This is a genomic window from Crenobacter sp. CS_VA4, assembly GCF_055597485.1.
On record NZ_JBVMAE010000011.1, the window covers coordinates 99433 to 126297 of the forward strand.

Annotated in this window: 29 protein-coding genes; 14 read left to right on the forward strand and 15 right to left on the reverse strand. The window is 65.0% G+C overall.

Going from position 1 to position 26865, the window contains the following annotated elements:
• Nucleotides 1–46 precede the first annotated feature (46 nt).
• The 7 genes from ACZ2IA_RS12380 to ACZ2IA_RS12410 form a co-directional block, all read right to left on the reverse strand.
• On the reverse strand, nt 47–889 hold the full coding sequence (locus ACZ2IA_RS12380) for a phytanoyl-CoA dioxygenase family protein (protein ID WP_470292885.1): 843 nt from the start codon (nt 887–889) through the stop codon (nt 47–49).
• Nucleotides 886–2019 carry a DegT/DnrJ/EryC1/StrS family aminotransferase gene (locus ACZ2IA_RS12385; RefSeq protein ID WP_470292886.1) on the reverse strand — a complete coding sequence of 378 codons (1134 nt, stop codon included), beginning with the start codon at nt 2017–2019 and terminating at the stop codon, nt 886–888. Before ACZ2IA_RS12385 ends, ACZ2IA_RS12380 begins: the two co-directional genes overlap by 4 nt.
• Nucleotides 2016–3242, reverse strand: a complete 1227-nt coding sequence (locus tag ACZ2IA_RS12390; protein WP_470292887.1) for a methyltransferase domain-containing protein — start codon at nt 3240–3242, stop codon at nt 2016–2018. The genes ACZ2IA_RS12385 and ACZ2IA_RS12390 overlap by 4 nt, the downstream gene beginning before the upstream one ends.
• Nucleotides 3239–3799 (reverse strand): dTDP-4-dehydrorhamnose 3,5-epimerase family protein, encoded by a 561-nt coding sequence (locus ACZ2IA_RS12395; RefSeq protein ID WP_470292888.1) that lies wholly within the window; start codon nt 3797–3799, stop codon nt 3239–3241. The genes ACZ2IA_RS12390 and ACZ2IA_RS12395 overlap by 4 nt, the downstream gene beginning before the upstream one ends.
• Nucleotides 3796–4878, reverse strand: coding sequence for a CDP-glucose 4,6-dehydratase (gene rfbG, locus ACZ2IA_RS12400; RefSeq protein WP_470292889.1), 1083 nt, complete (start codon nt 4876–4878; stop codon nt 3796–3798). Before rfbG ends, ACZ2IA_RS12395 begins: the two co-directional genes overlap by 4 nt.
• Nucleotides 4875–5648, reverse strand: a complete 774-nt coding sequence (rfbF, locus tag ACZ2IA_RS12405) for a glucose-1-phosphate cytidylyltransferase (protein ID WP_470292890.1) — start codon at nt 5646–5648, stop codon at nt 4875–4877. Before rfbF ends, rfbG begins: the two co-directional genes overlap by 4 nt.
• A 104-nt stretch (nt 5649–5752) precedes the next feature.
• Complete coding sequence (locus ACZ2IA_RS12410) at nt 5753–7468, reverse strand: O-linked N-acetylglucosamine transferase, SPINDLY family protein (RefSeq protein ID WP_470292891.1); 1716 nt, start codon at nt 7466–7468, stop codon at nt 5753–5755.
• A gap of 370 nt (nt 7469–7838) precedes the next feature.
• Here ACZ2IA_RS12410 and ACZ2IA_RS12415 point away from each other — a divergent pair, with 370 nt between their 5' ends.
• From ACZ2IA_RS12415 to ACZ2IA_RS12455, 9 genes are all read left to right on the forward strand, one after another.
• Nucleotides 7839–8672 carry a flagellin N-terminal helical domain-containing protein gene (locus ACZ2IA_RS12415; protein WP_470292892.1) on the forward strand — a complete coding sequence of 278 codons (834 nt, stop codon included), beginning with the start codon at nt 7839–7841 and terminating at the stop codon, nt 8670–8672.
• Between the two features lie 84 nt (nt 8673–8756).
• Nucleotides 8757–9176, forward strand: a complete 420-nt coding sequence (locus tag ACZ2IA_RS12420; protein ID WP_470292893.1) for a flagellar protein FlaG — start codon at nt 8757–8759, stop codon at nt 9174–9176.
• Nucleotides 9177–9208: 32 nt separating this feature from the next.
• Nucleotides 9209–10573, forward strand: a complete 1365-nt coding sequence (gene fliD, locus ACZ2IA_RS12425; protein ID WP_470292894.1) for a flagellar filament capping protein FliD — start codon at nt 9209–9211, stop codon at nt 10571–10573.
• A 10-nt stretch (nt 10574–10583) separates the two neighbouring features.
• Nucleotides 10584–11018: a flagellar export chaperone FliS gene (gene fliS / locus ACZ2IA_RS12430; protein WP_470292895.1), complete on the forward strand. Its 435-nt coding sequence runs from the start codon at nt 10584–10586 to the stop codon at nt 11016–11018.
• Nucleotides 11011–11346, forward strand: coding sequence for a hypothetical protein (locus tag ACZ2IA_RS12435; RefSeq protein ID WP_470292896.1), 336 nt, complete (start codon nt 11011–11013; stop codon nt 11344–11346). The genes fliS and ACZ2IA_RS12435 overlap by 8 nt, the downstream gene beginning before the upstream one ends.
• A gap of 144 nt (nt 11347–11490) precedes the next feature.
• Nucleotides 11491–11874, forward strand: coding sequence for a DUF2802 domain-containing protein (locus ACZ2IA_RS12440; RefSeq protein ID WP_470292897.1), 384 nt, complete (start codon nt 11491–11493; stop codon nt 11872–11874).
• Nucleotides 11871–12992: a flagellar hook-length control protein FliK gene (fliK, locus tag ACZ2IA_RS12445; RefSeq protein WP_470292898.1), complete on the forward strand. Its 1122-nt coding sequence runs from the start codon at nt 11871–11873 to the stop codon at nt 12990–12992. The genes ACZ2IA_RS12440 and fliK overlap by 4 nt, the downstream gene beginning before the upstream one ends.
• Nucleotides 12973–13308: an EscU/YscU/HrcU family type III secretion system export apparatus switch protein gene (locus ACZ2IA_RS12450; RefSeq protein WP_470292899.1), complete on the forward strand. Its 336-nt coding sequence runs from the start codon at nt 12973–12975 to the stop codon at nt 13306–13308. The genes fliK and ACZ2IA_RS12450 overlap by 20 nt, the downstream gene beginning before the upstream one ends.
• A 185-nt stretch (nt 13309–13493) precedes the next feature.
• Nucleotides 13494–14360 carry an NAD(P)-dependent oxidoreductase gene (locus ACZ2IA_RS12455; RefSeq protein WP_470292900.1) on the forward strand — a complete coding sequence of 289 codons (867 nt, stop codon included), beginning with the start codon at nt 13494–13496 and terminating at the stop codon, nt 14358–14360.
• 37 nt (nt 14361–14397) lie between these two features.
• Here the strand turns inward: ACZ2IA_RS12455 and ACZ2IA_RS12460 are convergent, their stop codons facing one another.
• The gene (locus tag ACZ2IA_RS12460; protein WP_470292901.1) at nt 14398–14553 is read right to left on the reverse strand and encodes a hypothetical protein; all 156 of its coding nucleotides are present in this window, start codon (nt 14551–14553) and stop codon (nt 14398–14400) included.
• Nucleotides 14554–14636: 83 nt separating this feature from the next.
• On the opposite strand from ACZ2IA_RS12460, the gene ACZ2IA_RS12465 reads away from it, so the two are divergent.
• The 3 genes from ACZ2IA_RS12465 to ACZ2IA_RS12475 are packed head-to-tail and all read left to right on the forward strand — an operon-like array spanning nt 14637 to nt 17263.
• Entirely contained in the window at nt 14637–15887 is a 1251-nt protein-coding gene (locus ACZ2IA_RS12465; protein ID WP_470292902.1) for a TIGR03862 family flavoprotein, read from the forward strand.
• 31 nt (nt 15888–15918) lie between these two features.
• Nucleotides 15919–16740 (forward strand): class I SAM-dependent methyltransferase, encoded by an 822-nt coding sequence (locus ACZ2IA_RS12470; protein ID WP_470292903.1) that lies wholly within the window; start codon nt 15919–15921, stop codon nt 16738–16740.
• A gap of 22 nt (nt 16741–16762) precedes the next feature.
• A complete protein-coding gene (locus ACZ2IA_RS12475) occupies nt 16763–17263 on the forward strand; it encodes a gluconokinase (RefSeq protein WP_470292904.1) in 501 nt (166 codons plus the stop codon).
• Nucleotides 17264–17329: 66 nt separating this feature from the next.
• Here the strand turns inward: ACZ2IA_RS12475 and ACZ2IA_RS12480 are convergent, their stop codons facing one another.
• The 6 genes from ACZ2IA_RS12480 to ACZ2IA_RS12505 all read right to left on the reverse strand — a co-directional run bounded on the left by ACZ2IA_RS12480 (nt 17330) and on the right by ACZ2IA_RS12505 (nt 23799).
• Nucleotides 17330–18244 carry a sugar kinase gene (locus tag ACZ2IA_RS12480; RefSeq protein WP_470292905.1) on the reverse strand — a complete coding sequence of 305 codons (915 nt, stop codon included), beginning with the start codon at nt 18242–18244 and terminating at the stop codon, nt 17330–17332.
• 72 nt (nt 18245–18316) lie between these two features.
• The gene (locus tag ACZ2IA_RS12485; RefSeq protein ID WP_470292906.1) at nt 18317–18712 is read right to left on the reverse strand and encodes a RidA family protein; all 396 of its coding nucleotides are present in this window, start codon (nt 18710–18712) and stop codon (nt 18317–18319) included.
• Nucleotides 18713–18726: 14 nt separating this feature from the next.
• A complete protein-coding gene (locus ACZ2IA_RS12490) occupies nt 18727–20199 on the reverse strand; it encodes an N-acyl-D-amino-acid deacylase family protein (RefSeq protein ID WP_470292907.1) in 1473 nt (490 codons plus the stop codon).
• A gap of 3 nt (nt 20200–20202) precedes the next feature.
• Nucleotides 20203–21063, reverse strand: a complete 861-nt coding sequence (locus ACZ2IA_RS12495; protein WP_470292908.1) for a MurR/RpiR family transcriptional regulator — start codon at nt 21061–21063, stop codon at nt 20203–20205.
• 19 nt (nt 21064–21082) lie between these two features.
• A complete protein-coding gene (locus tag ACZ2IA_RS12500; RefSeq protein ID WP_470292909.1) occupies nt 21083–22432 on the reverse strand; it encodes a GntT/GntP/DsdX family permease in 1350 nt (449 codons plus the stop codon).
• 92 nt (nt 22433–22524) lie between these two features.
• Entirely contained in the window at nt 22525–23799 is a 1275-nt protein-coding gene (locus tag ACZ2IA_RS12505) for an amino acid deaminase (RefSeq protein WP_470292910.1), read from the reverse strand.
• Between the two features lie 850 nt (nt 23800–24649).
• Between ACZ2IA_RS12505 and ACZ2IA_RS12510 the strand changes: the two genes are divergently transcribed.
• Entirely contained in the window at nt 24650–24949 is a 300-nt protein-coding gene (locus ACZ2IA_RS12510) for a hypothetical protein (RefSeq protein ID WP_470292911.1), read from the forward strand.
• A gap of 82 nt (nt 24950–25031) precedes the next feature.
• Here the strand turns inward: ACZ2IA_RS12510 and ACZ2IA_RS12515 are convergent, their stop codons facing one another.
• The gene (locus tag ACZ2IA_RS12515; RefSeq protein ID WP_470292912.1) at nt 25032–25193 is read right to left on the reverse strand and encodes a hypothetical protein; all 162 of its coding nucleotides are present in this window, start codon (nt 25191–25193) and stop codon (nt 25032–25034) included.
• Between the two features lie 189 nt (nt 25194–25382).
• Here ACZ2IA_RS12515 and ACZ2IA_RS12520 point away from each other — a divergent pair, with 189 nt between their 5' ends.
• Nucleotides 25383–26744, forward strand: coding sequence for a nucleobase:cation symporter-2 family protein (locus tag ACZ2IA_RS12520; protein WP_470292913.1), 1362 nt, complete (start codon nt 25383–25385; stop codon nt 26742–26744).
• The last annotated feature ends 121 nt before the right edge of the window (nt 26745–26865 follow it).

The following is a 26865-nucleotide window of genomic DNA, read 5'->3' on the forward strand; positions in this document are numbered from 1 at the left end:
GCCCGCCAGCGGGGCCTGGCAAACATTGCACTGCAACGAGTCCATATTAGTCTTTCACGCAAAGCTCGGGATGGACGGTCCGGAAGTCCACGCCGCTGGCATAGGAGCCTTTCCAGCCATGGCGGCGACCGGTCGGCTCCCGGTAATTGAAATAGCGAAACTGCATCGACCAGCGCGAGCGCTGGCCCTGGTTAAAGCCCGAGGCGTGCAGTACCAGGAAGTCGACGATGACCAGGTCGCCGGGCTGGGTCAGCGGGGCGATTTGCGGGTAGCGCGAGGTGTATGCGGCCTCGTTATCGAGCACCAGCGCATAGGCGCCGGACTTCTCCGGATTGCTGGGGTCGCTGGCGCGTACCGCCAACGGTCCCTCACGGTGCGAGCCCGGGCAGAACACCACCGGGCCCAGTTCCGGCGTGATCGGCACCAGCGGGCTCCAGAACACCAGACCGTCCAGACTGCGCAGCTGCGCCGGGTATTCCTGATGCCAGTTGGCGCGGAATTTGTCCTCGAACGGATTGTCGATGCGGATGCCGTAGCCACCCGCTGCGATCGCCGGCTGGGCGTCGTCGCGCAGCTCGGCGAACAGCGTTTCATGGCGCGGATCGGCCAGGAGCCGGATAAACGCCGGGATCTGCTTGACCGCGTCGTACACCTCGCCGCCGTAGCGGCGATTGCAGCGGATCAGGGCCTGATAGCCGTCGTCGAAGTTGGCCGAAGCAAACGGTGCGCGCGGAATATCCAGTCGGTACTTGTCGATCACCAGCCCGATGATGTCGTAGATCGCACGCTGGATCGGCTCCAGTTGAGCGGCCGGGTAGAAGCTCGGCAACACCAGGATGCCGTCGTCGCGAAAGGCCTCGACCTGGCTTGGGCTCAGCAGGCGGCTCATGACGCAGCTCCGGTTGCGGCGCTCTGGACGATGTCGATCACCACATCACACACCGTGTCGATGTCTGCCTGGCTCATGTCGTGGTAGGACGGCAGGTTGATCGCGCGCTCGGCAATGTCGTAGCTGTTAGGCGTAATGCCTGGTGCTTGGCCAAACAGCTCGGTCTGGCTCAATGGGTAGAAAAATACCCGCGCATCCACTTCATGGCGGGAGAAGGCTTGTAGCAGCGCCTCGCGTTTCAGTCCAAGCGTGGTGTCGAACACGATGGTTGGCATCCAGCAGCCATTGCGCGCATGTTGCGGCTCAGGGTTGAGCATCAGCTCCGGCAGAGGTGTCAAACGCTTACGATAAGAGGCGAAGATCTCACGCTTGCGGGCGATCAAGGCATCGATCCGTTCCAACTGCGCGCAACCGATCGCCGCCTGGATATTCGACATCTTGTACTTGAAACCGATGAACTCCGGCCAGAATTGCTTGCCGCCCGGGGTGCGGCCGTGGTTGCTCAGCGCCAGCACGCGCTGGTAGAGCTCGCGGTCATGCGTGACGAACATGCCGCCTTCGCCGGTGGTCAGCGTCTTGGTGCCGTGGAACGAGAAGGTGCCGAAGCGTCCCAGCGAGCCGGCCGGCTTGCCGCGCCAGCTCGAGCCGATCGCCTCGGCGGCGTCCTCGATCACCGGGATGCCGTGACGCTCGCCGATCGCCAGCAGCGCATCCATGTCGCACAGATTGCCGTACAGATGGGTGGCGATGATCGCGCGGGTCTTCGGGGTGATCGCTGCCTCGACCCGCTCGGGGTCGAGGCACCAGCTGTCCGCCAGGATGTCGACGAACACCGGGGTGGCGCCCAGGTGCTTGATCGGCGCCGCGGTGGCGATCCAGTTGGTGTCGGCGAGTATCACCTCGTCGCCCACGCCGATGCCCAGCGCCGCCAGGCCCATGTGCATCGCGCCGGTGCAGCTGGAGGTGGCGATGCAGTACGGCGCCTGGATATGGCTGGCGAACAGTTGCTCGAAGCGCTCGATGTAGGCGTAGCAACGGTCGCCCCAGCCGTTTCGTGCGGCGTCGGTGGCGTACTCGACCTCGCGCTCGGTGATCGACGGCTTGGTATAGAAAATTCGTGGCGCGCTCATAGCAGCTCCACCTTCGGTACCGCGACGGCGAGCCGGCCGCCCCAGCTGCGCACATAGGCCAGTTGCTCGGTCAGCTCGGTCTTCAGGTTCCAGGGCAGCAATAGCACGACATCCGGTCGATCGGCGCGCAGCTCGGCCTCGGACACGATCGGGATATGGCTGCCCGGCAGCAGCTTGCCCTGTTTGGCCGGGTTGCCGTCTGCCACATAGGCGATCAGTTCGGGGGTGATGCCGGCAAAGTTCAGCAGGGTATTGCCCTTGGCGGCGGCGCCGTAGGCGGCCACCCGTAGTCCCTGCTCGCGGCAGGAGGTCAGCCAACTCACCAGCTCGTCGCGGATCCGTTCGGCCTGCTGCTGCAGCTCGAGGTAATAGCCGGGGCCCTGCAGGCCGCCGGCCGCTTCGGCATGGATCAGTTCGGCAACCGTTGGCCGAACCGGCCGTGTACCGGTGTCGGCGCGCTGGGCGAACACCCGCAGGCTGCCGCCATGGGTCGGCAAGTGGGCGGCATCGAACACCTGTAGACCGTTCGCCGCGAAGATGGTGTATACCGCCGACAGCGACAGGTACGAAAAATGCTCGTGATAGATGGTGTCGAACTGCTGGTCGTCGATCAGGTGGCGCAGGTAGGGAAACTCGAAGGTGGCGACACCGTGCGGCTTGAGCAGGCGGGCGAAGCCCTGCACGAAGTCGTTGATGTCGGGCACGTGCGCCAGCACATTGTTGGCGGCGACCAGGTCGGCCTGGCGGCCGGCGGTCGCCAGTTGCTCGGCCAGCGCCACCCCGAAGAATTCTTCGATGATCTCGATGCCACGGCCGCGCGCCGCCGCGGCGGTGCTGGCGGTCGGCTCGACGCCGTAGCACGGGATGCCGCGCTCGCGCACGTATTGCAGCAGATAGCCGTCGTTGGCCGCGATTTCGACCACCTGGCTGTGCGGGCCCAGCTCAAGCCATTCGTTCATTTCGTTCACGTACTGCTGGGCGTGGCGCAGCCAGCTGCTCGAGAATGCGCTGAAGTAGGCGTAGTCGGACGAGAAGAAGTCTTCCGGGCGGGCGTGGTCTTCGGTTTGCACCAGCCAGCACTGTTCGCAGACCAATACGCGCAGCGGATGGGTCTTTTCCAGTTTGCCCAGGTCTTCCTTGGCAAGGTAGGAGTTGGACGGCGGTGCGGTGCCCAGGTCGATCAACGGCAGTGTCAGCTCAGTTCCGCAGTGGCGGCAGTTCATAGGGCTAGCCCCGAAAAAGAAGTCGTCAGAGGGGGATGGTTACGGTCGCGCTCGGAGCATTCGCTGACAGGCAGCGGCCAGGCTATCGCCAGCCGGCTATCCGTCGGGTTGATGCCGCCTTCCGCATCGGCCTGATACGGCTGGGAGTGCAGGTAGATTAGCTCGCAGTCGTCTTCCAGCGTCTGGAAGCCATGCGCGAAGCCCGGCGGGATCAGCAGGGCGTTGTGCCGTTCGGCCGACAGCTCGACGGCATGCCAGCGCAGGAAGGTCGGCGAGTCGCGCCGCAGATCGACCGCGATATCCAGTACCCGGCCACGGACGCAATTCACCAGCTTGATCTCGGCGAACGGTGCGCGCTGATAGTGCATGCCGCGCACGGTACCGCGATGTCGGGTATACGAATGGTTGATCTGGGCAACCGGGCCATCGAAGCCATGTGGGTGCAGTTCTTCGGCACAGAACAGCCGGGAGAACGCGCCGCGATGATCCGGCAGCACTTGGCGAGTTACCTCGACCAGTCCTGAAAGCGGGGTGCGGGAAGTGGTAAAGCGGCTCATCGCTGCTCTCCACGGGCGGCCGCACTAAAGCGCTGGATCTGGCGTTCGCAGTACCGGCGCGCCATGCTCGGTTCGGCCGTGACCTGCTGGTACCAGCTGGCGGTCTGTTCCAGCGTCTCTTCCAGCGACCACACCGGTTGCCAGCCCAGTCGCTGACGGGCCAGGCTGGAGTCGAGGTACAGCAGATTGGCCTCGTGCGGTGCCTGGCTGGCGTTGTCGTCGAGGCGCCAGTTCAGCTGCGGCCAGTAGCGCTGTAGGCCGTCGAGTAGCTTGGCGACGCTCAGGTTGGCGCTGCTGTCCGGGCCGAAGTTCCAGGCGCCGGCACAAGCGGTATCGCCGGCGAGCAGCCGTTCGGCCAACACCAGATAGCCGTTGAGCGGCTCCAGTACATGTTGCCAAGGCCGGGTGGCGTGCGGCGAGCGGATGACTAGCGGCTCGTGCTTGCCCACGGCGCGCACCGCATCCGGCACGAGCCGGTCTTCCGACCAGTCGCCACCGCCGATCACATTGCCGGCGCGGGCGGTCGCCAACAGTGGGCCATGCTGGAAGAAGGCCCGACGGTAGCTGGCCGCGACGATCTCGGTGCAGGCCTTGGACGCGCTGTACGGGTCATGGCCGCCCAGCGGGTCGTTTTCCCGGTAGCCCCACGCCCATTCCTGGTTCTCGTAGCATTTGTCGGTCGTCACGATGACCACGGCTTTCACGCTGGCGCACTGGCGGACCGCTTCCAGCAGGTTGACGGTGCCCATCACGTTGGTCGCGAAGGTGTCGACCGGGTCGCGGTACGAGGCGCGCACCAAGGGCTGCGCGGCCAGGTGTAGGACCACCTCGGGTTCGGCCTGGCGGAGCGCCTGCGTCAGGCGTTCGGCATCGCGCAGGTCGGCCAGATGCTGGCCGCTCAGCGTGTCCACCACGCCGGCCAGGGTGAACAGGTCGGGGGAGCTCGTCGGCGGCAGCGCATAGCCGACTACCTCGGCGCCCAGACTGTGCAGCCACAGCGCAAGCCAGCCGCCCTTGAAGCCGGTGTGGCCGGTGACAAAGACGCGTCGCCCCGCCCAGATCGCCGGATTCGGACTCACCATAGTTTCCACGGCGCCTTGCCCGATTGCCACAGCGATTCCAGATAGGTCTTGTCGCGCAGGGTGTCCATCGGCTGCCAGAAGCCGTGGTGTTCGTAGGACTGCAACTGGCCCTTGGCCGCCAGCGTCTCCAGCGGAGCGCCTTCCCAGGGGGTGTCGTCGGCCTCGATGTAGTCGATCACCGACGGGGACAGCACGAAGAAGCCGCCGTTGATCCACGCGCCATCGTCGCCGGGCGGTTTCTCCTGGAAACCGACCACGCTGTTGCCGTCGCGGCGCAACGCACCGTAGCGCCCCGGCGGCTGTACCGCCGCCACGGTGGCCAATCGCTTGTGCTCGCGGTGGAAGGCAATTTCGGCGCCGATGTCGATGTCGGCGACGCCGTCACCGTAGGTGAAGCAGAACGGTTCATCGTCGTCCAGATAGTCACGGACGCGTTTCAGGCGGCCGCCGGTCATGGCGTGCTCGCCGGTGTCGACCAGGGTCACACGCCACGGTTCGGCATGCTTCTGGTGCACCGTCATCGCGTTTTCCTTCATGTCGAAGGTGACGTCCGACATATGCAGGAAATAGTTCGCGAAGTATTCCTTGATCATGTAGCCCTTGTAACCCAGGCAGATGACGAAGTCGTTCACGCCATGATGGGAATAAATCTTCATGATGTGCCAGAGGATCGGCCGCCCGCCGATTTCTATCATCGGTTTCGGGCGAAGGTGGGACTCTTCGCTGATACGGGTACCCAGTCCACCCGCAAGAATGACTGCCTTCATTTAGCGTCCAATTTATTGTTGCGCGGCCGGCAAAGAGCCGGTTCTTTGCCGTGTAGCCGCTGGCTGCCGAAAGGGGCTACGCTCGAGAGCCCTTGCTCGGTTGCTCAGCCCCGATCATGACGGGGGACAAAAAAGTCTTGATGACTACCCTGGATGTGGTTCTGAATCATGGTGTGATACGCACTCTCGAGGTGTCTTGTGTAGTTTTCGGTGTGGTACAGCGGGGTCGTTTTAATGATCTCGCTCAGTTGTGCCTTGGTCTGTGCGGCCGCTTCGCGGTCGCTAGCATACAGTACCGCCTTCTGGAAATATTCGTCGAAGTCGCTGCAGATCAGATCGGTGGCGGGGATGGCGGAGAGCAGGCTGCCCGCCACCCGCGACGCAAAGGTTTCACCGGCGCAGGTCAGTACCGGCACGCCGGCGAACAGCGCGTCGCTGGCGGTGGTATGGGCGTTGATCGGGAAGGTGTCGAGGAACAGGTCGGCGTGACGCAGCCGCTCGAGGTGAACGTCGTTGGCCTTGGCATCGGCAAACACCAGGCGTCGCGGATCGACGCCGCGTGCTTCGGCCTCGCGCAGCAGGTTGTGACGCGCCTCGATGGTGTCGACCCACAACCACAATCGGCTGTCCGGTACGGCTTTGAGGATCTCGCACCAGAGCGCGAACAGTTCCGGATGCAGCTTATAGCTCTGGTTGAACGAGCAGAATACGAAGCTGTCATCGGCCAAGCCATGGTCGGCACGGCTAGTTTGTCGCGGGCTAACTGGTCGGCGACTGTCGTTAGGTTGGTAGCTGTCGGGCAGGTAGGCGATGAATTCGGTGTAGAAGTGACGCTGTTCTTCCGGGATCAGGAACGGGTCGGCGACGATGTAGTCGTGGAACGGCGTGCCCATCGTGCCCGGGAAGCCCAGGTAGTTGACCTGGATCGGCGCCGGGCGGAACGCCAGGATATCGACCCGGTTGTCACGGGTATATCCCTTCATATCGACCAGAATGTCGATGCCTGCTTCGTGGATCCGCCGCGCGGCCTCGATATTAGACAGGTTGTCGATGTCTATCGTCTCGTCGAACTGGGCAAAGGTTCGCTGCTTGAACTCGTCGCTACTACGGTTGGCGCAGCCCCAGGTGATGCCGACAATCTCGAATTGTGATCGGTCGTGCGCCTCGAGCACGCCGGAAAACAGGAACGAGGTGGCGTGATTGTAGAAGTCGTTGCTCAGGTAGCCGATGCGCGGACGCTTCGGCATCGCGTCGAATTGCCGGATGGGAAACGCGTCGTCGTAATAGCGGCTGAAGCCTATATGAGCGGCGCGTACGTTGTTCACCAGCTGGATCGAGGCAGGGCCCGGCAGGTTGAGGATATGAAACGGATATTGGCAGGCGTGGCCATCGGCGAGCATGCGCACGAGATGGTCGTCGAGTTTTGCGTAATCCGACCAGTCGCACAGCCGGGCCTTCAGCGTCTTTTCCCAGATCAAGGTGTTGAGCGACGACGATGTGCCTTCGAGCCTGGCCTGCAATTTCAGATGGCGCAGCGCGCGCTCGTACTCGCCAGCGTTCAGCAGTAGATGGATGATTAGCGCTAGCGTTTCACTATCGGGTTCGAGAACGAGTGCCGCGTTGGCGGCCTCGAATGCCGCCTTGTCCTGGCCGAGCTGGGCGAGTGCCTGCCCTTTGAGCGCCAGTGCCTTGACGCTGTGGGGTTCGCCGGCCCCCTCTAGCGTGTCTAGGCACTCCTGATAGCGCCAGTTGTCGAAGTGCGCGCGTGCGTGCGCGATGAGCGAATCCGTCTGGCTGTCAGCCGGAGCAGTGGTGGGCATGGGAGGTCCTTGTTCAGGTTGGCCGAAGCGCCAAGCAGATAGAATATCTATCTGCCTCCTCTGCGAAAACTTTAAAGAGTCGCTATCAAGACGAGGCCGCAGAGTTTCAGCGAAGCTAAAACCTTCCCTGTGTTGTATTCCTGTCTTGCCGTGTTCCTTGTGCTGATGGTGACAGTGCGCTGAGCGGGATTATTGCTTCTAACTTTAATGAGCGATTCTAGCTGCCTGCCGTTTGGCATAACGGAGAAAAAAATTTCACGCCGTTCGCTAAAGTCGCTGTCGGGTACGCCGATAGTCTGGGAGAGCGGTGACGGTTTCGTTGCCGCGCAACGACACCCGTCAATGAATACCGACATTAGGAGTCCTTCCCATGTTCGTCGTTAATACCAATATCGCCTCGCTGAACGCCCAGCGTAACCTGAACACCTCGGGCAGTGCGCTGCAGACCTCGCTGCAACGCCTGTCTTCCGGCCTGCGCGTCAACAGCGCCAAGGACGACGCGGCCGGTCTGGCGATCGCCACCGGCATGAACAATCAGATCCGCGGTTCCAACCAGGCCGTGCGCAACGCGAACGATGGCATCTCGCTGGCGCAGACCGCCGAAGGTGCGCTGTCGCAGCTGAACGACAACATGTCGCGTATCCGCGAACTGGCCGTGCAGTCGGCTAACGGCACGCTGCAAACCAGCGATCGTGCGCAGATCCAGAAAGAAGTGGACCAGCTGACCGCTGAAAACTCCCGCGTGATCAACGCCGCCACGTTCAACGGTACCGCCCTGTTCGATACCGCCGCCGGTTCCGGCATCACCTTCCAGGTTGGCGCGGGTGCCGCCACGGCGTCCGACCGAATCACCATTACGTCTGCCAACCTGAGCGCTTGGACCGGCGCTGGCGCGGCTGGCACCATCGATCTGACCAGCCAGACCAACGCGCAGACCTTCCTGACCAACGCTGACGCCTTGATCAAGACCCTCACCGATGCGCGCGCTACGCTGGGCGCGGTGCAGAACCGCTTCTCGGCGGTGGTAAGCAACCTGCAGGTCTACTCGGAAAACATGTCGGCTTCGAAGAGCCGCATCATGGACACCGACTTCGCGGCTGAATCGGCTACGCTGACCCGTAACCAGATCATCCAGCAAGCCGGCACCGCGATGCTGTCGCAGGCCAACCAGCTGCCGCAGGGCGCACTGAGCCTGCTGCGTTAATTGGCTGGGGCTTAGCCTCGCTAGCCGTATCAAGGGGCCCCGGTTTGTGCCGGGGCTTTTTCGCTTGATTGAAGGATATTGGTCATGCAAACGAATTTCTTGCCGCTAGTGACTCCGGCCGTGCAGCCGGTCACGGCACGGGCCCCCGAGCAGTTGCCCCAGTTTTCCGGCAACCAGGCCTTGGCCACAGTGCCCGACACCGGCAAGGCCGTGCCCGTCGTGAACGCTCGCGAGGGCGAAGTGGCCTCCAATCTGGGGAGCGAGCAGCGCAACCCCGCCAATGAACAAGTGATTCAGGACAGCTTGAAAAAACTGAATGACAATGTGTCCTTGTTCAATAGTGACTTGCAATTCACGACCGATGAGGAAACGGAGGAGCGAGTGGTGCGTGTCGTCGACCGCTCGACCAAGGAAGTGATTCGCCAAATCCCGTCGGAGGAGGCTGTGCGGCTGGCACAAGCTCTCGATCGGCTGCAGGGCCTACTGGTGCGCGACAAGGCCTGACGGCCACCATCTATTTTTGAGCGGAGGAAGTCATGAGTTCTTACGTTACCCCCAATGGGCTGGGCATTGATGTGACGTCGCTGGTACAGCAGCTGATGTCGACCGAGCAGGGGCCGATCAATGCGGTCAAGGCCAAGTTGAGCAAGATCAACAACCAGATCTCCGATCTGGGCTCGTTCCAGTCGAACCTCGACAGCCTGAAGAGTGCGATGCAGAAGCTGACAGCCGTCGACTTCCTCAAAGTCAGCAAGACCAGTTCGAGTGATCCCAGCATTGTTGGTGCCACCTCGGACGGTAGCACTCCCAACGGTCAATACCAGATTACCGTCAACCAGCTGGCTGCGCCGCAGACCACGACTCTGTCTGGCTCGAACGTCAGCGACCCCGCGGCGGTGATCCCGGGCTTGAACCGGAAAATCACTGTCTTGCCGGGGAAGACGGTTGACCTGTCTGGCAAGACCGGCGGTGCTTCGCTCAATGACTTGGTTTCGGCGATCAATAGTTCGGCGCTCGGTGTCAACGCATTGGCATCACCGGTGCTGGACCCTGTTACCAAGCAGCCGACCGGGAAATACAACTTGGTGATCATGGGGCAGAAGACCGGCACTGCCGCCGGGGCCTTTACGCTGGATCCGGACCTGACCGCCGCACTGAACGGCAATCCCGGTGCCAGCGTCAGTTCGACCACCCAGGCGGCGCAGAACGCCCTGTATACGCTGAACGGCGTATCTATGCAGAGCCAGAGCAACACGGTGACCGACGGCATGCCGGGCCTGACGCTGACCTTGAACAAGCTGGGTAGTGCCGCGGTGAATGTGCAGTCCGATACCGATGCGATCACCGCCAAGGTACAGGCCATGGTCGATGCCTATAACAAGGCGATCGACAATGTGGGCTCCTTGAAGAAGGGGAGCTGGGGGGCCGACTCGATGTTGGCCTCGATTCGCAGCGGCTTGTTGGCGCAGGTGACCGCTCCGTACAATGCCAACGGCTCGCCAACATCGGCGGATGGCTCGCCGCTGACCCAGATCGGTATTAAGCAAGACGCCGGTGGCAAGCTGACGCTCGATAAGACCAAGTTTGCCAAGGCGCTGCAGAGTGATCCGGCTGGCATGACCAAGATGCTGCAAAATGGTCCTGGCCAGAAACTGGTCGACTACATTAGCAGCCTGGAAACCAGCGGCACCGGTCAGCCGGGTAGCTACGATGGCCTGCTGGTGTCGCGCAAGGCCTCGCTGACCCGTCAGCAAACCTACGCGACCAACCGTCAGCAAGGCATGCAGACGCAGCTCGACCAGCGTCAGAAGGCATTGACGGCACAGTATTCGGCACTGAACGCGTCGCTGGCGACGATGCAGGCGTCGCTTAACAATGTTCGCTCTGCTCTGGGGATATAAGTAAATGGTAATGGCGATGAATCGACAGCTGCAGCAGTTCCAGAAGGCTTATGAAAGCGATGCGCTCGAAACCAAGGTGTTGGGCGCGACCCCGCTGGAGTTGATCGTGCTGTTGTATGAGGGCGCGATCGAGGCGCTGCAGCAGGCGCAGCTGGCGATTCGCACCAGCAACGTCCCGCTCAAGGGCAAGATGGTCAACAAGGTCAGTGACATCCTCGAGGGCCTGCGCGCGACGCTCAACTATGAAAAGGGCGGGGAAATCTCGGTGTCGCTGAACGAGCTGTACGTCTACGCGAAGCAGAAGGTGACCGATGGTCACCTAACCAACCGTGAGGAGGAGCTGCAGGAGGTAGTCGGTCTGTTGCAGACGCTGCTCGAAGGCTGGCAGCAGATCGCCCGTCAGGAGCACGTCAAGGCGGGCAATGAGGTGCCATCGCATGGTTGATCGCACCGCCTTGTTCGACCGTTACCAAGTACTGACCGAACAGTTGGTACCGGTGTGCGAGACCGGGAGTTGGGAAGCCCTGCCGGCTCTGCTGGCCGAGCGCCATCAACTGGAGGCTGCCTGCCTGGCAGAACTGAGCAGGCAAGCGCCGTCGGCGGAAGAGAAGGCCAAGATGCTGGCGTGCGCGGCCCGGCTGGAGGCGCTGATTCCACTGCTTGAACAGGGCCGGAATCAGTTGGATGAGCAGTTTCGCGATCTGGAGGCGGAACAGCAGTCGCTCCTGCAAGCCAATCGCAACTGGCAGCGCCTCGGTTCAGCGTATCGCTAACGCCGTCGACAAGGTGATGGTTTACACTGAGATAGGTGAAAAAGCGCGCTCCGGTACCGCCGTGCCGATGGGCGCGATTCTGCTGGTCGTGCCGAGAGAGGTGCGTCCCGCTAGTCAGCGACGGCGAAGAGAAGGGGTACGGGCGTGAACGGAGTATTGTGGTTGCTAGTTGGGTTGGCCCTGCTGGTGTCGTGCGGGCTGGCCGTGTGGGTGTTCCGCACGTTGCGCAGCGTCCAGCACGCTAGCCAACAGGACGCCTTGCAGCGCCAGATCTCGAACCTTCAGCGCGATCTGCATACCTTATCCGAACAGGTGCATGCGCTGTCGGCCAAGACCGCGCAGACGTCCGTGCGCAACGGCAAGACCGCGATGCCGGTGCCCGTGTCGTCGTCCGATTCGCCTTACAATCACGCCATCGACCTGGTCCGCCTGGGCCTGTCCGCCAGCGAGGTCGCCTCGCGCTGCGGCATCTCGCATAGCGAAGCCGAACTGATCGCCTCGTTGTACCGCAACAGCCCCGCCGAATGATCAATCCCGTCAATCCTGCGCTCGCCCCGGTCCTGGCGCTGGCGAACGCGCGCCTGCAGAGCGAAAGCCGCCTGCTGCTCGAGGCGAGCGTGCTGCCGGCGCGTCTGCCGCCGCTCAAGCCGGGCGAGGAGGTGGTCGCCCAAGTGGCCGAGCGGCTCGACGGCCAGCGATTCATCGCGGTGATCAAGGACAGCCTGTTCACGCTCGACCTGCCTGCGCGCGCTTCGCTCAAGAGCGACACGCTGACGCTGCGGGTGGCGAGCACCACGCCGGTGCTGACCTTCGCGCTGGTCGGCGCCGCCGAGCCGGAGGCGCAGCCCGGCAAGGGCCTGACCGCGGTGACGCTGAGCCCGGCGTCGCGCTACCTGACCGAGCTATTGAGCGCGTCGCGCGATCCACAGCCGCGAACGGGTATGCAGCCGGCCACCGGTAACGCCAGCGCGCCCTTGATGCTGCTGGCGGCGAGCGCGGAGGGCGAGGCGCCGGCGCAGTTGGCCGAAGCGTTGAAGACCGTGATCGGCCGCAGCGGGCTGTTCTACGAGTCGCACCTGAAGGCGTGGCTGGAGGGCAAACTGCCACTCATGGCGCTGCGCGCCGAGCCGCAGGCGCGGCTGATGCCGAGCTCGCCGTTGGCGTTGCAGAAGTTTTCCTTTCCGTCGTTGTTCGTCGAGGCGGAACCGGCCGACACCCCGGGCACGCTGCGCCCGGCCAGCGACAATGTCCGCGCGGCGGCGAACGAGCTCGGCCAGCTGGTGCAGCGCCAGCTCGACACGCTGGAACAGCATACGCTGACGCTGGCGCTGCAACCCTGGCCGGGCGCGGTGGCGGCGCTGAGCATCACCGAGCAGCGCGTGGACGAGCGCGAGGCCGGCGGGCAGGATGGCGAGGCTGCCGAACGCGGCTGGCAAACCCAGCTGGCCTTGCAGCTGCCGAGGCTCGGCGGCATCAACGCCAATCTGAACCTGAGCGGCGGCGCGCTGCAGTTGCGTTTTAACGCCGACGACCCGGATACCGCCGCGCTGATCCGAGAACACCAAGAGCGGCTACAATCCAGCCTGGCTGCCGCCGGCCTGTCCCTTTCCCTGATGACGGTGAACGATGAGCACAAGCCCGGATAAGTCGGACCGCCGCTCGGCGGTGGCGCTGCGTTACCGGCAGGGCAGTCGCGCGCCGCAGGTGGTGGCGAAGGGCTACGGTGAGCTGGCCGACAGGCTGATCGCGCGGGCGCGCGAGGCCGGGGTGTTTGTGCACGATTCGCCGGCGCTGGTGTCGCTGTTGATGCAGGTCGACCTCGACCAGCACATCCCGCCGGAGCTGTACCGGGCGGTGGCCGAGGTGCTGGCCTTCGTGCACTTTCTTGAACGACAGGGCGCCGCGGCGGCCGACACCACGATCGACGACTGGCGCGACAGCCGGCCGCCGCTGCCCGGCTGAGCCAACTTTCCCGACCCCGACTCTTCCCTTGCGCGCGGCTGTACCGCCGCGCTTCGGTCGCGACTGTCGCTGGCCGAGCCGGCCGCTTTTCATTAGGCTAAACGCACATTCGAATTCACAACAACGCTTCCGGAAGCGAACGCCAGTCTGCGTGGCGTCGGCCGGAACGCCAGGGGAGCTAGACAATGAATATCGGTTATATCGGGCTTGGCATCATGGGCAAGCCGTGCGTGCTCAATCTGCTCAAGGCCGGCCACGAGGTGACGGTATGGGCGCGCCGCCGCGAGTCGGCTGAACCGCTGCTGGCCGCCGGTGCGCAGTGGGCGGACAGTCCGGCCGTACTGACGGGCCGAGTCGACGTGCTGATCACCAACCTGCCGGATACGCCGGACGTGGAAGCGGTGCTGAGCGACGAAGCCGGCGTGTTCGGTGCGCTGAAGGCCGGCCAGGTCGTCGCCGACATGAGTACCATCTCGCCGATCGGCGCGCGCCGCATCGCGGCGAAGTTGGCCGAAAAGGGGGTGAATTTCCTCGATTGCCCGGTATCGGGTGGTGAGATCGGCGCGATCAACGCGACGCTGGCCTTCATGGTTGGCGGCGACGCGGCGGCGCTGGAAACGCTGCGCCCGGCGCTGGAGGCGATGGGCAAGAGTGTCACGCTGGTCGGCGATTCCGGCGCCGGTTCGGTAGCCAAGGCGTGCAACCAGATCGCGGTCGGCGTGACGGTGATGGCAGTGGCCGAGGTGATGAAGCTGGCGCGCGCCTGCGACGTCGACCTCGCCGCGGTTCGCTCCGCGCTGATGGGCGGCTTTGCGCAGAGCCGGGTGCTCGACGTGCATGGCCAGCGGATGATCGACGACGCGTTCCCGGCCGGCTTCAAGGCGACGCTGCACCTGAAGGACATGAACATCGTGCTCGACACCGCACGCGAGCTCGGCATCAGCCTGCCGGAGTCGGAGCGGATGACCGAGCTGATCCGCGAGCTGATCGAGCAGGGCGACGGCGACCTCGACTCGTCGGCGATCGCCCGGCTGATCTGGGCGAAGAACTGAACGGTTAGGCAAGCCGGCCGCTTGCCCCGATAGTGCCTTAGCCAAGAAACGCCGCTTCCCTTGAGAGGGAAGCGGCGTTTTTCGTGGTGATGCTGGCCGCCCGCAGACCGTTTGGGCCGACGATGCTTGGGTTTTGCCCGGCTTTCTGTAAAAATTGCCGCTGTTTGCCGGTCGCGCTGCGCGTGGCCGGCATTTCGTTTTTCAGGACCCGGCACGACGCCGGCGCAGACAGGAAGGAAGCGGCATGAGGCGGAGCGACACACAGGACCTGCAGCGATGACCACGCAGACGAACATCGTCGCCATCGTCGGCGGTGGCCCGGCCGGGCTGATGGCCGCCGAGGTGCTGGTGGCGCACGGCGTACGCGTCGAGCTGTACGACGCGATGCCGTCGGTGGGGCGCAAGTTCCTGCTCGCCGGTGTCGGCGGCATGAACATCACCCACTCCGAGCCGTTCGAGCCGTTCATGGTGCGCTACGGCGCGCGCCGCGCCGAGCTCGAGCCGCTGCTGGCGGCGTTCGACGGCGTGGCGCTGCGCGACTGGGTGCACGGCCTCGGCATCGACACCTTCGTCGGCAGCTCCGGCCGGGTGTTCCCGACCCAGATGAAGGCGGCGCCGCTGCTGCGCGCCTGGCTCGCGCGGCTGCGCGACGCCGGCGTGGCGATCCACGTGCGCCATCGTTGGCTGGGCTGGGATGCCGCCGGGGCGTTGCGCTTCGCGACTCCGGACGGTGACAAGACCGTCAGCGCCGACACGACGCTGTTGGCGCTCGGCGGCGGCAGCTGGGCCAAGCTCGGCTCGGACGGCGCGTGGGTGAGCAGGTTGGTCGAACGCGGCGTCGACGTCGCGCCGCTCGTGCCGGCCAACTGCGGCTTCGAGGCGGGCTGGAGCGAGCATTTCAAGGACAAGTTCGCCGGCGAGCCGGTGAAGGCGGTGGTGGCGAGCGTGACCGGCCCGCACGGCGTGGTGCTGAGCCGTCGCGGCGAATTCGTGGTGTCCGGCTACGGCGTCGAGGGCAGCCTGGTGTACGCCTTGTCGGCTAGCCTGCGCGACGAAATCGCCGCGCACGGCAGCGCCACGCTGACGCTGGACCTGTCCCCGGACAAGAGTGCCGAGCGGGTGCTCGCCGAGGTCGCGTACCCGCGCGGCTCGCGCTCGCTGTCCAGCCACCTGCAGAGCCGGGTCGGCATCAAGGGCGTCAAGGCCGGGCTGCTGCGCGAGTGCCTGACCAAGGAGCAGTTCGCCGATCCGCCGCAGCTCGCCGCCGCGATCAAGGCGCTGCCTGTGCGATTGAGCGCGCCGCGGCCGCTCGACGAGGCGATCAGCAGCGCCGGCGGGGTGTGCTTTACGGCGCTCGACGCGCGGTTGATGCTACGCGCGCTACCCGGGGTGTTCTGCGCCGGCGAAATGCTCGACTGGGAGGCGCCGACCGGCGGCTACCTGCTGACCGCCTGCTTCGCCAGCGGCCGCGCCGCCGCGCTCGGCGTGCTCGACTGGTTGGCCGAACAGGTCGATCCAGCGCGCTAAAATAGGTCAATACGATTAGGAAATCCGATTCATGAGCCTCATCCCGGAAATCAAGCCCGAGCAGTCGGTCGAGCTGCTGAAAGAGCTGCACATCCTCACCCGCGACGGCAAGCTCAACCAGGACAGCCGCCGCAAACTCAAACAGGTCTACCACCTGGTGCAGTTCATCGAGCCGCTGCTCACCGAGCTGCTCGACGAGCAGGGCGATTTGACGCTGGCCGACCACGGCGCCGGCAAGTCCTACCTCGGCTTCATCCTCTACGACCTGGTGCTGAAGGCGCGCGGGGCCGGCCATATCTACGGCATCGAGACTCGCCAGGAGTTGGTCGACCGCACCCGCGAGTTGGCGCAGCGTCTCGGCTTCGAGCGGATGTCCTTCCTCAACCTGAGCGTCGAGCAGTCGATCAGCGCGCCCGAACTGCCGGAGCGGATCGACGTGGTGACCGCGCTGCACGCCTGCAACACCGCCACCGACGATGCGATCAAGTTCGCGCTGGCCAAGCAGGCACGCTTCATCGTGCTGGTGCCGTGCTGCCAGGCCGAAGTGGCCACGGTGCTGCGCAAGCACAAGAACCAGAGCTTCGGCAAGACGCCGCTGTCGGAAATCTGGCGCCACCCGATCCACACTCGCGAGTTCGGCAGCCAGATCACTAACGTGCTGCGCTGCCTGCAGCTGGAGGCGCACGGCTACCAGCTGACGGTGACCGAGCTGGTCGGCTGGGAGCACTCGATGAAGAACGAGCTGATCATCGCCCGCCATACCGGCCAGCGCCGCAAGAACGCGCAGGAGCGGCTCGAGGCGATCCTCGCCGAGCTGAACCTGGAAGACCTGCGCGAGCGTTTCGTCTACTGAGCGAAGCGGCGGGGAGGACGGCATGAACAGCATCGTGGTGATGGGCGTGTGCGGCGCCGGCAAGAGCAGCGTCGGGCGAACGTTGGCCGAACGGCTGAGCCTGCGCTACGTGGAGGGCGACGAGTTCCACCCGGCGGCCAACGTCGCGAAGATGGCCGCCGGTACACCGCTGAACGACGACGACCGCGCCGGCTGGCTCGATCAGCTCGCCGGCCAGCTGCGCGACGCGGCCGAACGGGGCGAGGCGGTGGTGCTGAGCTGTTCGGCGCTGAAGCGCGCGTACCGCGACCGCCTGCGCGCCGGCGCGCCGTTCACGCTGGTCTATCTGCGCGGCGAGCGGGCTCTGCTCGAGGTGCGCATGGCGGCGCGCCACGACCACTTCATGCCGGCCAGCCTGCTCGACAGCCAGCTCGCGACGCTGGAAGTGCCGCAGGCGGACGAGGGCGTGGTGCGGGTGGGGATCGATCAGCCGGTCGACGCGCTGGTCGACGAGGTGCTGGCACAGTTGGAGCATCCAGCCTGACGACAGTCCCGTTCAGCAAAACGGCCGCCCAGGGGCGGCCGTTGCGTTTGAAGGAGGGAGTCCGATCTACAGCGCGAGTTTTGGCATCGCGTCGCCCGGGATGATCGCGCCGGGGTAGCGGATCACCGTGCCGGACAAGCGGTGCCCGTTGGCCGCGGCGGCGGCAGGCGGCAGGCCCCGGCTGCGGCTCGCCAGATACCCGGCGGCGAACGAATCGCCGGCCGCGCAGGTGTCGACCACCGTCGCCACCGCTTCGGGGGCCACTTCCACCACAGAATGCGGCGTGCCGATCAGGCACGGCGCCTTGCCCTGTTTCACCACCACCTCCGGGCAACCGAGTTGCCGCGCGCGTTGCAGCGTCTGCGTCGCGTCGTGCGCGCCGTACAGCGCGACCTCGTCGTCCTGCGTCAGCAGCGCGATGTCGGACAGCGCGATCAGCCGCTCGTGGTAATAGCGCGCTTCGTCGCCCGACCACAAGGCCGGGCGGAAGTTGTTGTCGAACCAGATGCGGCCGCCGGCGTGCTTGAACTGGGCCACGGCGGTGATCAGCGCGTCGCGGCGGTTGGGCGGGAACAGCGCGAGCGAGATGCCCGACAGGTAGAGCGCGTCGGTGTTTCTACGGTCGAACAGCGCGGCGAAGTCGATGTCGCCGGCGAAGTAGTGGCGCGCCGCGCTGTCGCCGCGCCAGTAGAGGAAGGTGCGCTCGCCCTGCGCGTCGGTCTCGATCAGGTACAGCCCTGGAAGCCGGCCGGCGAGGCGCGCGACCCGGCCGGTGGCGATGCCCTCGGCCTGCCAGGCGGTGATGAGCTCGTCGCTGAGCTTATCGGTGCCGAGCGCGGTCAGGTAGTGAACGCGGCCGGCGCGGCCTTGCAGCAGCCGGGCCAGGTACAGCGCGGTGTTCAGGGTATCGCCGCCGAAACGGCGCTCTAGCGGCTGGCCGCTCAGTTCGATCATGCATTCGCCGAGGCACGCTATCTGCATTTGTTTCTCTTCATGCTTTGATCAGGACGTTGGCCGAACCGATACGCTTCGGCCAAGCTGTACCGGTAACGATTATTTGGCCGGCTTCTTGTAGGCGACGCAGTCCACTTCCACCTTGCAGTCGATCACCATGCTCGACTGCACGCAGGCGCGCGCCGGCGGGTTGGCGCCGAAGTATTCCTTGAACACCCGGTTGAACGACATGAAGTCGCGCGCGTCGTCCAGCCATACGCCGCAGCGCACCACGTGCTCCGGGCCGTAGCCGGCTTCGTTCAGGATCGCGAGCACGTTCTGGATGGTCTGGTGCGACTGCGCGACGATGCCGCCGTCGATCACCTCGCCGTTGACCATCGGGGTCTGGCCGGACACGTACAGCCAGCCGTCGGCCTCGACCGCGCGGGCGAACGGCAGGTGCTGGCCGCCGGTGCCGCTGCCGCCTTCGACGCCGTATCGTTTCAGATCGCTCATGGGGGAGATTCCTTTTATCTATTTGATGAGGGAAAACTTGCGCGCAGATCGGTGTCGCGCGCGAGGAAGCGGCCGGCGCGCGGGCCGCACGGCTCGCCGTTGCGGTAAGACAGCACGCCGTTGACCCAGACCGCCAGGATGCCGTCGGCGCGTCGCACCGGGTCGTCGAAGCGGGCGGTGTCGCGTACCGTCGTCGGGTCGAACAGCACCAGGTCCGCCCAGTAACCGGGCTTGATCTCGCCGCGTTCGACGAGGCCGAAGCGCGCCGCCGACAGGCCGGTCATCTTGCGTACCGCCTCGTGCATCGGAAACAGGCCGACGTCGCGGCTGTAGTGGCCGAGCACGCGCGGGAACGCGCCCCACAGCCGCGGGTGCGGCTTCGGGTCTTCGGGCAGGCCGTCCGAGCCGATCATCGTCAGCGGGTGGCTGAGGAAGCGGTTGACGTCGGCGTCGTCCATGCAGTGGTAAACCGCGCCGGCCGGCTGCAGCCGCTGCGCCGCGTCGAGCAAGGACTCGTTCCACGCCGCGGCGATCGCCGCCAGCGTCTGGCCGGCCATCTCGGGGTGCGGGTCCGACCAGGTGATGAAGATGTCGAAGTCGTCGGTGACCTGTTTCAGGTCCAGCGTCGACGAGCTGGCCGAGTACGGGTAGCAGTCGCAGCCGACCGGGTGCGACTCGGCCGCCTTGTCGAGCGCGCCGAGCACCTCGGTGCTGCGCCCCCAGTTGCCGGCGCCGGCGCACTTCAGGTGCGACACGATCACCGGGCTCTTGGCGTGGCGGCCGATGCTGAACGCCTCGTCCATCGCCTCCAGGATAGGTTCGAATTCGCTGCGCAGATGGGTGGTGTACACGCCGCCCTGTCGGTCGAGCTCTTCGGCCAACTGCTTGACCTCGTCGGTGCTGGCGTTGAACGCCGACGCGTACGCGAGGCCGGTGCTCATGCCGAGCGCGCCTGAGGCCAGGCTGTCGGCCAGCTCGGCGCGCATCGCGGCGATCTCGGCTTCGGTCGCGGTGCGGTCGAGCCGGTCGAGGTGGTTGCTGCGCAGCGCGGTGTGGCCGACCAGCGCGGCGACGTTGACCGCCGGACGCGCGGCGTCGACCGCGGCGCGGTAGTCGGCGAAGCGCGGGTAGACGAACGCCTCGGCCGGGCCGAGCAGGTTCATCGGGTCGGGCGGCTCGCCGCGCAGTCGCACCGGCGACGCGCTGATGCCGCAGTTGCCGACCACCACGGTGGTGACGCCCTGCGTGAGCTTCGGCAGCATCTCGGGCTGGCGGATCACCACGGTGTCGTCGTGCGTGTGCACGTCGATGAAGCCCGGAGCGAGCGCGAGGCCGGCGCCGTCGATGACATGGTCGGCGCTGGAGTCGGCCGCGTCGCCGAGCAGCGCGATGCGGGCGTCGCGGATGCCGACGTCGGCGACGAAGCCCGGCCGGCCGCTGCCGTCGAGCACCGTCACCTTGCGGACCAGCGTGTCGTAATGGTTCATGGTTCAGTCTCCGAGCGGCAGCCGGTCTCCGCCGCCGCGGTAATCGTCCATCGCCAGCTTGACCCGGCGCAGCAGCTCCTTGCTGGTGTCGGGCGCGCGCAGCGCCAGTTCGGTCGCCAGGATATCGACCGCCAGCAGCATGCCGTAGCGGGCGGCGGTCGGCTTGTAGATGAAGTCGGTCTCGTCGGTGAACACCGGCAGCACCACGTCGGCGAGCGCCGCCAGCGGCGTGCCCTCGCGGGTGATCGCGACCAGGTTCGCGCCGTAGCCCTTCACCAGCCGGGCGGCGTCGAGCATCTCCGGGGTGACGCCGGTGACCGAGAACGCCACCACGGTGTGCTCCGGGCCGAGCGTGGCGCCGGTCAGCCGCATCATCACCGGGTCGTGGTAGGCGGCGATCGGGAAGCCGAGCCGCACCAGCCGGTACTGCAGCTCGGCCGAAAAGATCGTCGAACAGCCGCCCATCCCGAAAGCGTAGATCATCTTGGCGCCTTCGAGCAGCGAGGCGGCGGCGGCGAACTGTGCCTCGTCGAAGCCGGCCAGCTGGCGGCGCAGCGCGCTCTCGATGTCGCCGACGATGTTGTTGAAGAACGCCGAGTCGCCGCGCTCGGGGGCTTGTTTCAGGAAGCGCGCGCCGACCGTGCTCGCCTGCGCGAGGCGGCGGCGCAGGTCGCGGATGTCGTCGCAGCCGAGCGCCTTGGCGAAGCGCGACATCGCCGCGGCGCTGACGCCGGCCTTGTCGGCCAACTGCTCGATGCCGGCGGCGGCGGCAAACTCGACGTCGTCGAGGATAGCCTCGGCGATCTTCAGCTCGGTGGGGCTGAGCCGGTCACGGCGCGCCCGGATCTGGTAGATGATGTCCACGATGAGTCCTTGTCGGGGGTTAGATCACGCTGGCGATGAGGGCGGTCAGGCCGAACGCCACCACCGAGATCAGCGTTTCGAGCACGGTCCAGGTCTTGAAGGTCTGCGTCACCGTCATATTGAAGTACTCCTTGATCAGCCAGAAGCCGCCGTCGTTCACGTGCGACAGGATAAGCGAGCCGGCGCCGGTCGCGAGCACCAAGAGTTCCGGGTGCGGGTAGTGCGTCGCCAGCGCGATCGGCGCGACGATGCCGGCGGCGGTGGTCATCGCGACGGTGGCCGAGCCGGTGGCGACGCGCATCAGCGCGGCGAGCAGCCAGCCGAGCAAGAGCGGCGACAGCTGGAACGCCGCCGACAGCGCGATGATCTCCTTGGTGACGCCAGACTCGATCAGGATCCGGTTCAGTCCGCCGCCGGCGCCGACCAAGAGGGTGATGCCGGCGGTCGGCGCGAGGCACTCGTTGGTGAACTTGAGGATGTTCTCGCGGCTGAAACCGCGCGCGAGACCGAGCGTCCAGAAGCTGACCAGGGTCGCGATCAACAGCGCGACGACCGAATTGCCGATGAACAACAGGAAGCTGTTCAGCGCACTGCCGGCCGGCGCGAGCACATTGGCCCAACCGCCGATCAGCATCAGGAACACCGGCAGCAGGATGGTGGCGATGGTGACGCCGAAGCTCGGCAGCTGACGGTTCAGGTGCCGGTCGGTGAACTGGGCGGCGATCGGGTTGACCTCGGGCAGCTGGATGCGCGGCACGATCAGCTTGGCGAAGATCGGCCCGGCGATCGCCGCGGTCGGCACGCCGACCACGACCGCGTAGAAGATGGTTCGGCCAACCTGCGCGCCGTATTCGCCTACCGCCAGCATCGCCGCCGGATGCGGCGGCACCAGGCCGTGCACCACCGACAGGCCGGCCACCATAGGCAGGCCGACCATCAGGATCGACACGCCGGCGCGCTTGGCAACGGTGAACGCGATCGGCACCAACAGCACGAAGCCGACCTCGAAGAACAGCGGCAGGCCGCACAGGAAGGCGATGCAGACCATCGCCCAGTGCGCGTTCTTCTCGCCGAAGCGGTCGATCAGCGTGCGGGCGATCTGCTCGGCGCCGCCCGATTCGGCCATCATCTTGCCGAGCATGGTGCCCAGCGCGACGACCAGCGCGATATGGCCGAGCGTCTTGCCGACGCCGGCCTCGTAGGCGGCCATGATGTCTTTCGCCGGCATCTGCGCCGCGAGCGCCAGGCCCAGCGACACCACGGTCAGCACGATGAACGGGTTGATCCGGTAGCGCGCGATCAGCACGATCAGCGCGATGATCGCGATCACCGCGTAGACAAGCAGCTGCGTGCCCAGTACTGGGGTCATGGATCTCTCTCCTTGTTTCTTTTGTAGGAATGGCCGCCCGGGCATGGCGGGCGGCGCTTGGTCATTGGCTTGTACTGCTTGAGTCGTGGCTCTTAGAAGAACGTCGCCACCGCGCCGACCACCTTGTAGTCGTCGTCGACCAACAGCAGCTGGCGCCACTTGTCGAAGGTCAGGCAGGGGTGGGAGATGTCGAAGGCGATCATGTCGCCGACCTTGATGTCGGCATCGGGCGGAATCGCCATAAATGCGTGCTGGTCCATCATCGCGGTGATCTGCCAGTCGGCCGGCGCGGCTGCCGGCTTGTCCGACTGGCCGGGACGGTAGTGCAGCGAGGCGATCGGGAAGCCGGCGTCGAACGCCGCGTCGCGCTTGCCGAGCGCGATGATCACGCGACCCGGCTCGGGCAGCGACTGCACGTTGGCCCACAGTTGCAAGGCCGGCAGCAGGCTGCGGCGCATCTCGCGCGCGATCGGGTTGTTCGCCTGGATGCGCTGCTCGGCCTCCTTGTAGATGCCGACGTCGTGGGTCAGGTAGCAGCCGGGGCGCAGGATCACCTCGAGCGGCGCGCCGACGTCCTGGCGGGCGAACTCGTCGGCGACCACGTCGTACCAGGCCGAGCCGGCGCCGGACAGCAGCACGGTCGGCTCGGCGAAGCGGCCGGCCGCGACGATGGCGCGGGTGCGCGCCAGCACATGCTGCAGGAAGGAACGGATCGTCGTCTCGTCCTTCAGCACGCCCTCGTACACCTCGACGCCGACCAGCGCCAGCGACTGCGGCCAGCGCGCGATCGCGGCGAGCACCGCCTGTTCCTGCGCCAGATCGCGCACGCCGGTGCGACCGCCGGCCACGCCGTATTCGAGCATCACCCGCAGCTTCTGGCCGCGCTCGGCGAAGTAGCCCCCGAGCGCGTCGGCGTTGTCGGCCGAATCGACGATGCAGCAGAACTCGAAGTCGGCGTAGTCGCGCTGGAGGCCGGCGATGATCGCCATATTGCCCTTGCCGACCAGCTGGTTGGCCATCAGCACGCGGCGCACGCCGTAGGCACAGGCGGCCTGTACCTGCGGCGCGGTGGCGAGCGTGATACCCCAGGCGCCGTGCTCCAGCTGGCGTGCGAACAAGGCCGGGCTCATCGTGGTCTTGCCGTGTGGCGCGAGCTTGACGCCGTAGCGGTCGATGAAGGTCTGCATCCACTCGAGGTTGTGCGCGATCCGGCTCTCGCGCAGCACCGCCACCGGCAGGCTGACGTCTTCGTTGAGGATGCGCCAGCCGAGCTGGCCGACGCCGGCCAGTTCCGCGTCGGACGGCGCGGCACCGAGTCCCTTGGTCGTGGTGTCGAGCGGCTGGGTATGAAAATTTTTTTCAAGCATTGGATCGTTCTACGCCGTGTTTGAAAAAAATTATCTTATTTTTAGAGCAATTACTAGTGGTAGTGAAAATATTTTTCAAGCCGGGCGACGAGCGATCGACGTGGTCTCGCTGCTTGCACGGACTACGAAGGCCGCGGCACGCTGTGCGTCAACGTAGCGGTGAGGAGCCTGCGTTACCGAAATCGGCAACAAGAAACCCGCCGAAGCGGGTTGGCGGGACGGGGCTATTGGCTGGTCTGCGATCTGCCCACCGAGGCACCGACTTCGCCGTAGGCGGTCGTCGAGGAGCATCCGGCGAGAGCCGTCAGCACGGCGGCTAGCAAGAGTCGTTTGAGCATGGTTTCGCCTTTCTTGACGTGAAAATGGATGGATGAATCGCCTCCCACTTTACCCTCAACGCGTTAGCCGGCCACGATCTAAGCCGAATCAGCTTGTCGTCGGTATGCCCATTCCCGGCTCCTGAATCCCGATGAGGTGCTTGTACCGAAGCGATCTGCAGAACGGGCGGTGGGGGCACGCAAAATGAACAAAGCTCCTAGGCGGGGCTTCTTTAGGCTATCCGGCACGAGGCGGATGGCGTGATGGATCTGTTTGCTTAGTCGGCGGCTCAAAGCCCCGACAATCCTAGCTTTTTCTATTCGTCGCGTTTTTGCTTTGGGTACCTTGGGTGGCTTTTCGTTCGGGCGCTCTCTCGAGCTACTACCTTCGTGTCTGGCTTGAGAGCGGTAGTTCCATGGTGACCGGGCTGGTAAGCAAGTTCTTGGTGCCAGCAAGCGGAGCGGCGGAACTCTGTCGCTATCTCGGCGGTATGGTGCTACAACTGTCATAACAACAGCTAGAAAGTATCGCCATGCAGATAGCTAACATCAGGCCGATTGCTGTGCGCCCAAAGTCCGACCAGCCCAATGGCTACGAGGTCGACATCCAGGTTGAATGGCTAGACACCACGGAAAGCTGGCTAGTGAGTAGCGCCTTCTTTAGTGTGGTGAGTGTGCCGCTGTTGGACAGCTGCGGGGCCACAACGGATCAGATCGCCACCGAGGGCCTGCGTCTCTTCCGAGCGGCGCTAGACAGCACCGAGCCGTCAGATGTCCGAATCACTCTCGAGCTGTCAGCGGGCCTCAATGCAGCGCTGGAGGAGGCCGATTAATCATGTCGACCCCATGCGAAGGCCCGAGGCAGCGGGCGGCCCTACCGCACAAGCTCAATCACGCGAAACACCCAATCCGACCTTAGTTTTTGCTTAACCTGGATGTGGGAACCTGCTGGGGCGTGCCGTTCAGCTCGGCGCTGTGCCGTTCAAGTTCAAGGATTTCGGTCACTTCGTGCCGGCCAAGGGTGAGGACGGCTTCGGCAACCAAACCGCCCCGGAAACGCTGGTGAATGTCGGTCAATTTGCGTTCGACAAGATAGACACTTTCTTTGCCGGCGTCGGCTATGAATACTGGAAGAACAAGTTCGGCAACGCGAGCGGTCCACCAATACGCCGTTCGTCAATCTGGAGTGGCATCTGTAATCGATCGCAGAGTGGCCAGGCATATAGGGCCTTTGCATCTTCGCTCCGTTACTCTTAGGAGAGACGCATGAGTAATGCTAATGCTGTCAATGTCCATTCGGTCGATGAAGTACTGCCGTGGAGCCGGATGCTGCCGGTCTCGCTGCAACACGTGCTGGTGATGTACGCGGGCGCCATCGCGGTGCCGCTGATCGTGGGCGGCGCGCTGAAACTGCCGCCGCAGCAACTGGCCTTTCTGGTCAACGCCGATCTGTTCTCTTGCGGCGTCGCCACGTTGATTCAATGTATCGGCTTCTGGAAGTTCGGCATCCGCCTGCCGGTGATCATGGGCGTGACCTTCGCCGCGGTCGGCCCGATGGTCGCGATGGCAAGCTCCGGCCAGGGCCTGCTGCAGATCTACGGCGCGGTGATCGCTTCCGGCGTGTTCGGGGTGTTAATCGCACCGGGGTTCGGCAAGCTGATCCGGTTCTTCCCGCCGCTGGTGACCGGCACGGTGATCACGGTGATCGGCGTTAGCCTGCTGCAGGTCGGTGTGAACTGGGCCGGTGGCGGCTTTGGCGCCAAGGATTTCGGTGCGCCGCAGAACCTGATGATCGTCGCGATCGTGCTGGTGGCCATCTTGCTCATCAACAAGTTGGCCACCGGTTTCCTCGCCAACATCGCGGTGCTGACTGGCCTGGCCATAGGCTATGTGGTGGCGGTGCTGCTCGGGCTGGTGGATTTCACCGTGGTAGGCAAAGCCGACTGGTTCGCGCTGGTGCTGCCGTTCCGCTTCGGCCTGCCGCAGTTCGAGATCGGTTCGATCGTGTCGTTCTGCCTGGTGATGATCGTCACCCTGGTGGAATCAACCGGCATGTTTCTGGCGCTCGGTGAAATCTGCGATCGGCCGGTTGACCATACCAGCCTGGTACGTGGCCTGCGCACCGATGGCCTCGGCACCATCATCGGCGGCCTGTTCAACACCTTCCCGTACACCTCGTTCTCGCAGAACGTCGGCCTCGTGGGCATGACCGGCATCCGCAGCCGCTGGGCGGTGGCCGTTTCCGGCGTGATCCTGATCCTGTTCGGCCTGTTCCCGAAAATGGGCGCGGTGGTGGCATCCATCCCGCAGCCAGTGTTGGGCGGGGCTGGCATCTGCATGTTCGGCATGGTGGCGGCCACCGGCATAAAGATTCTGCAGCGCGTTGACTTCGAGCACCGCACCAACCTGCTAGTGGTGGCCGTCAGCCTGGGGCTGGGGGTGATTCCGATGGTGTCGCCGAATTTCTTCCACGCCCTGCCGGACTGGACCCGCCCGTTCACCCACAGCGGCATCACCATGGCGGCGCTGTCGGCGGTGCTGCTGAACGCCCTGTTCAACCATGTCGGTACGACGGCAGAGGTGGAAAAGGAATTGGCCCACACCGCGCATGATGCCGGTACCGAGTAGTGACGCCGGCCACGGCCAGGTCTAGGGCGCACTAGGCATGGCCTGAAATGAACAAAGCCCCGACTGACGGGGCTTTTGACGTGGTGCAGACACGGCGTGAAATTCTTGGATCTGTTTACTG

Bases quoted from the DNA above. Each gene is read 5' to 3' on its own strand.
- ACZ2IA_RS12380 (WP_470292885.1), bottom strand. From the start codon at position 889: ATGAGCCGCCTGCTGAGCCCAAGCCAGGTCGAGGCCTTTCGCGACGAC.
- ACZ2IA_RS12385 (WP_470292886.1), bottom strand. From the start codon at position 2,019: ATGAGCGCGCCACGAATTTTCTATACCAAGCCGTCGATCACCGAGCGC.
- ACZ2IA_RS12390 (WP_470292887.1), bottom strand. From the start codon at position 3,242: ATGAACTGCCGCCACTGCGGAACTGAGCTGACACTGCCGTTGATCGAC.
- ACZ2IA_RS12395 (WP_470292888.1), bottom strand. From the start codon at position 3,799: ATGAGCCGCTTTACCACTTCCCGCACCCCGCTTTCAGGACTGGTCGAG.
- rfbF (WP_470292890.1), bottom strand. From the start codon at position 5,648: ATGAAGGCAGTCATTCTTGCGGGTGGACTGGGTACCCGTATCAGCGAA.
- ACZ2IA_RS12410 (WP_470292891.1), bottom strand. From the start codon at position 7,468: ATGCCCACCACTGCTCCGGCTGACAGCCAGACGGATTCGCTCATCGCG.
- ACZ2IA_RS12415 (WP_470292892.1), top strand. From the start codon at position 7,839: ATGTTCGTCGTTAATACCAATATCGCCTCGCTGAACGCCCAGCGTAAC.
- ACZ2IA_RS12420 (WP_470292893.1), top strand. From the start codon at position 8,757: ATGCAAACGAATTTCTTGCCGCTAGTGACTCCGGCCGTGCAGCCGGTC.
- fliD (WP_470292894.1), top strand. From the start codon at position 9,209: ATGAGTTCTTACGTTACCCCCAATGGGCTGGGCATTGATGTGACGTCG.
- fliS (WP_470292895.1), top strand. From the start codon at position 10,584: ATGGCGATGAATCGACAGCTGCAGCAGTTCCAGAAGGCTTATGAAAGC.
- ACZ2IA_RS12435 (WP_470292896.1), top strand. From the start codon at position 11,011: ATGGTTGATCGCACCGCCTTGTTCGACCGTTACCAAGTACTGACCGAA.
- fliK (WP_470292898.1), top strand. From the start codon at position 11,871: ATGATCAATCCCGTCAATCCTGCGCTCGCCCCGGTCCTGGCGCTGGCG.
- ACZ2IA_RS12450 (WP_470292899.1), top strand. From the start codon at position 12,973: ATGAGCACAAGCCCGGATAAGTCGGACCGCCGCTCGGCGGTGGCGCTG.
- ACZ2IA_RS12455 (WP_470292900.1), top strand. From the start codon at position 13,494: ATGAATATCGGTTATATCGGGCTTGGCATCATGGGCAAGCCGTGCGTG.
- ACZ2IA_RS12460 (WP_470292901.1), bottom strand. From the start codon at position 14,553: ATGCCGGCCACGCGCAGCGCGACCGGCAAACAGCGGCAATTTTTACAG.
- ACZ2IA_RS12465 (WP_470292902.1), top strand. From the start codon at position 14,637: ATGACCACGCAGACGAACATCGTCGCCATCGTCGGCGGTGGCCCGGCC.
- ACZ2IA_RS12470 (WP_470292903.1), top strand. From the start codon at position 15,919: ATGAGCCTCATCCCGGAAATCAAGCCCGAGCAGTCGGTCGAGCTGCTG.
- ACZ2IA_RS12475 (WP_470292904.1), top strand. From the start codon at position 16,763: ATGAACAGCATCGTGGTGATGGGCGTGTGCGGCGCCGGCAAGAGCAGC.
- ACZ2IA_RS12480 (WP_470292905.1), bottom strand. From the start codon at position 18,244: ATGCAGATAGCGTGCCTCGGCGAATGCATGATCGAACTGAGCGGCCAG.
- ACZ2IA_RS12485 (WP_470292906.1), bottom strand. From the start codon at position 18,712: ATGAGCGATCTGAAACGATACGGCGTCGAAGGCGGCAGCGGCACCGGC.
- ACZ2IA_RS12490 (WP_470292907.1), bottom strand. From the start codon at position 20,199: ATGAACCATTACGACACGCTGGTCCGCAAGGTGACGGTGCTCGACGGC.
- ACZ2IA_RS12500 (WP_470292909.1), bottom strand. From the start codon at position 22,432: ATGACCCCAGTACTGGGCACGCAGCTGCTTGTCTACGCGGTGATCGCG.
- ACZ2IA_RS12505 (WP_470292910.1), bottom strand. From the start codon at position 23,799: ATGCTTGAAAAAAATTTTCATACCCAGCCGCTCGACACCACGACCAAG.
- ACZ2IA_RS12510 (WP_470292911.1), top strand. From the start codon at position 24,650: ATGCAGATAGCTAACATCAGGCCGATTGCTGTGCGCCCAAAGTCCGAC.
- ACZ2IA_RS12520 (WP_470292913.1), top strand. From the start codon at position 25,383: ATGAGTAATGCTAATGCTGTCAATGTCCATTCGGTCGATGAAGTACTG.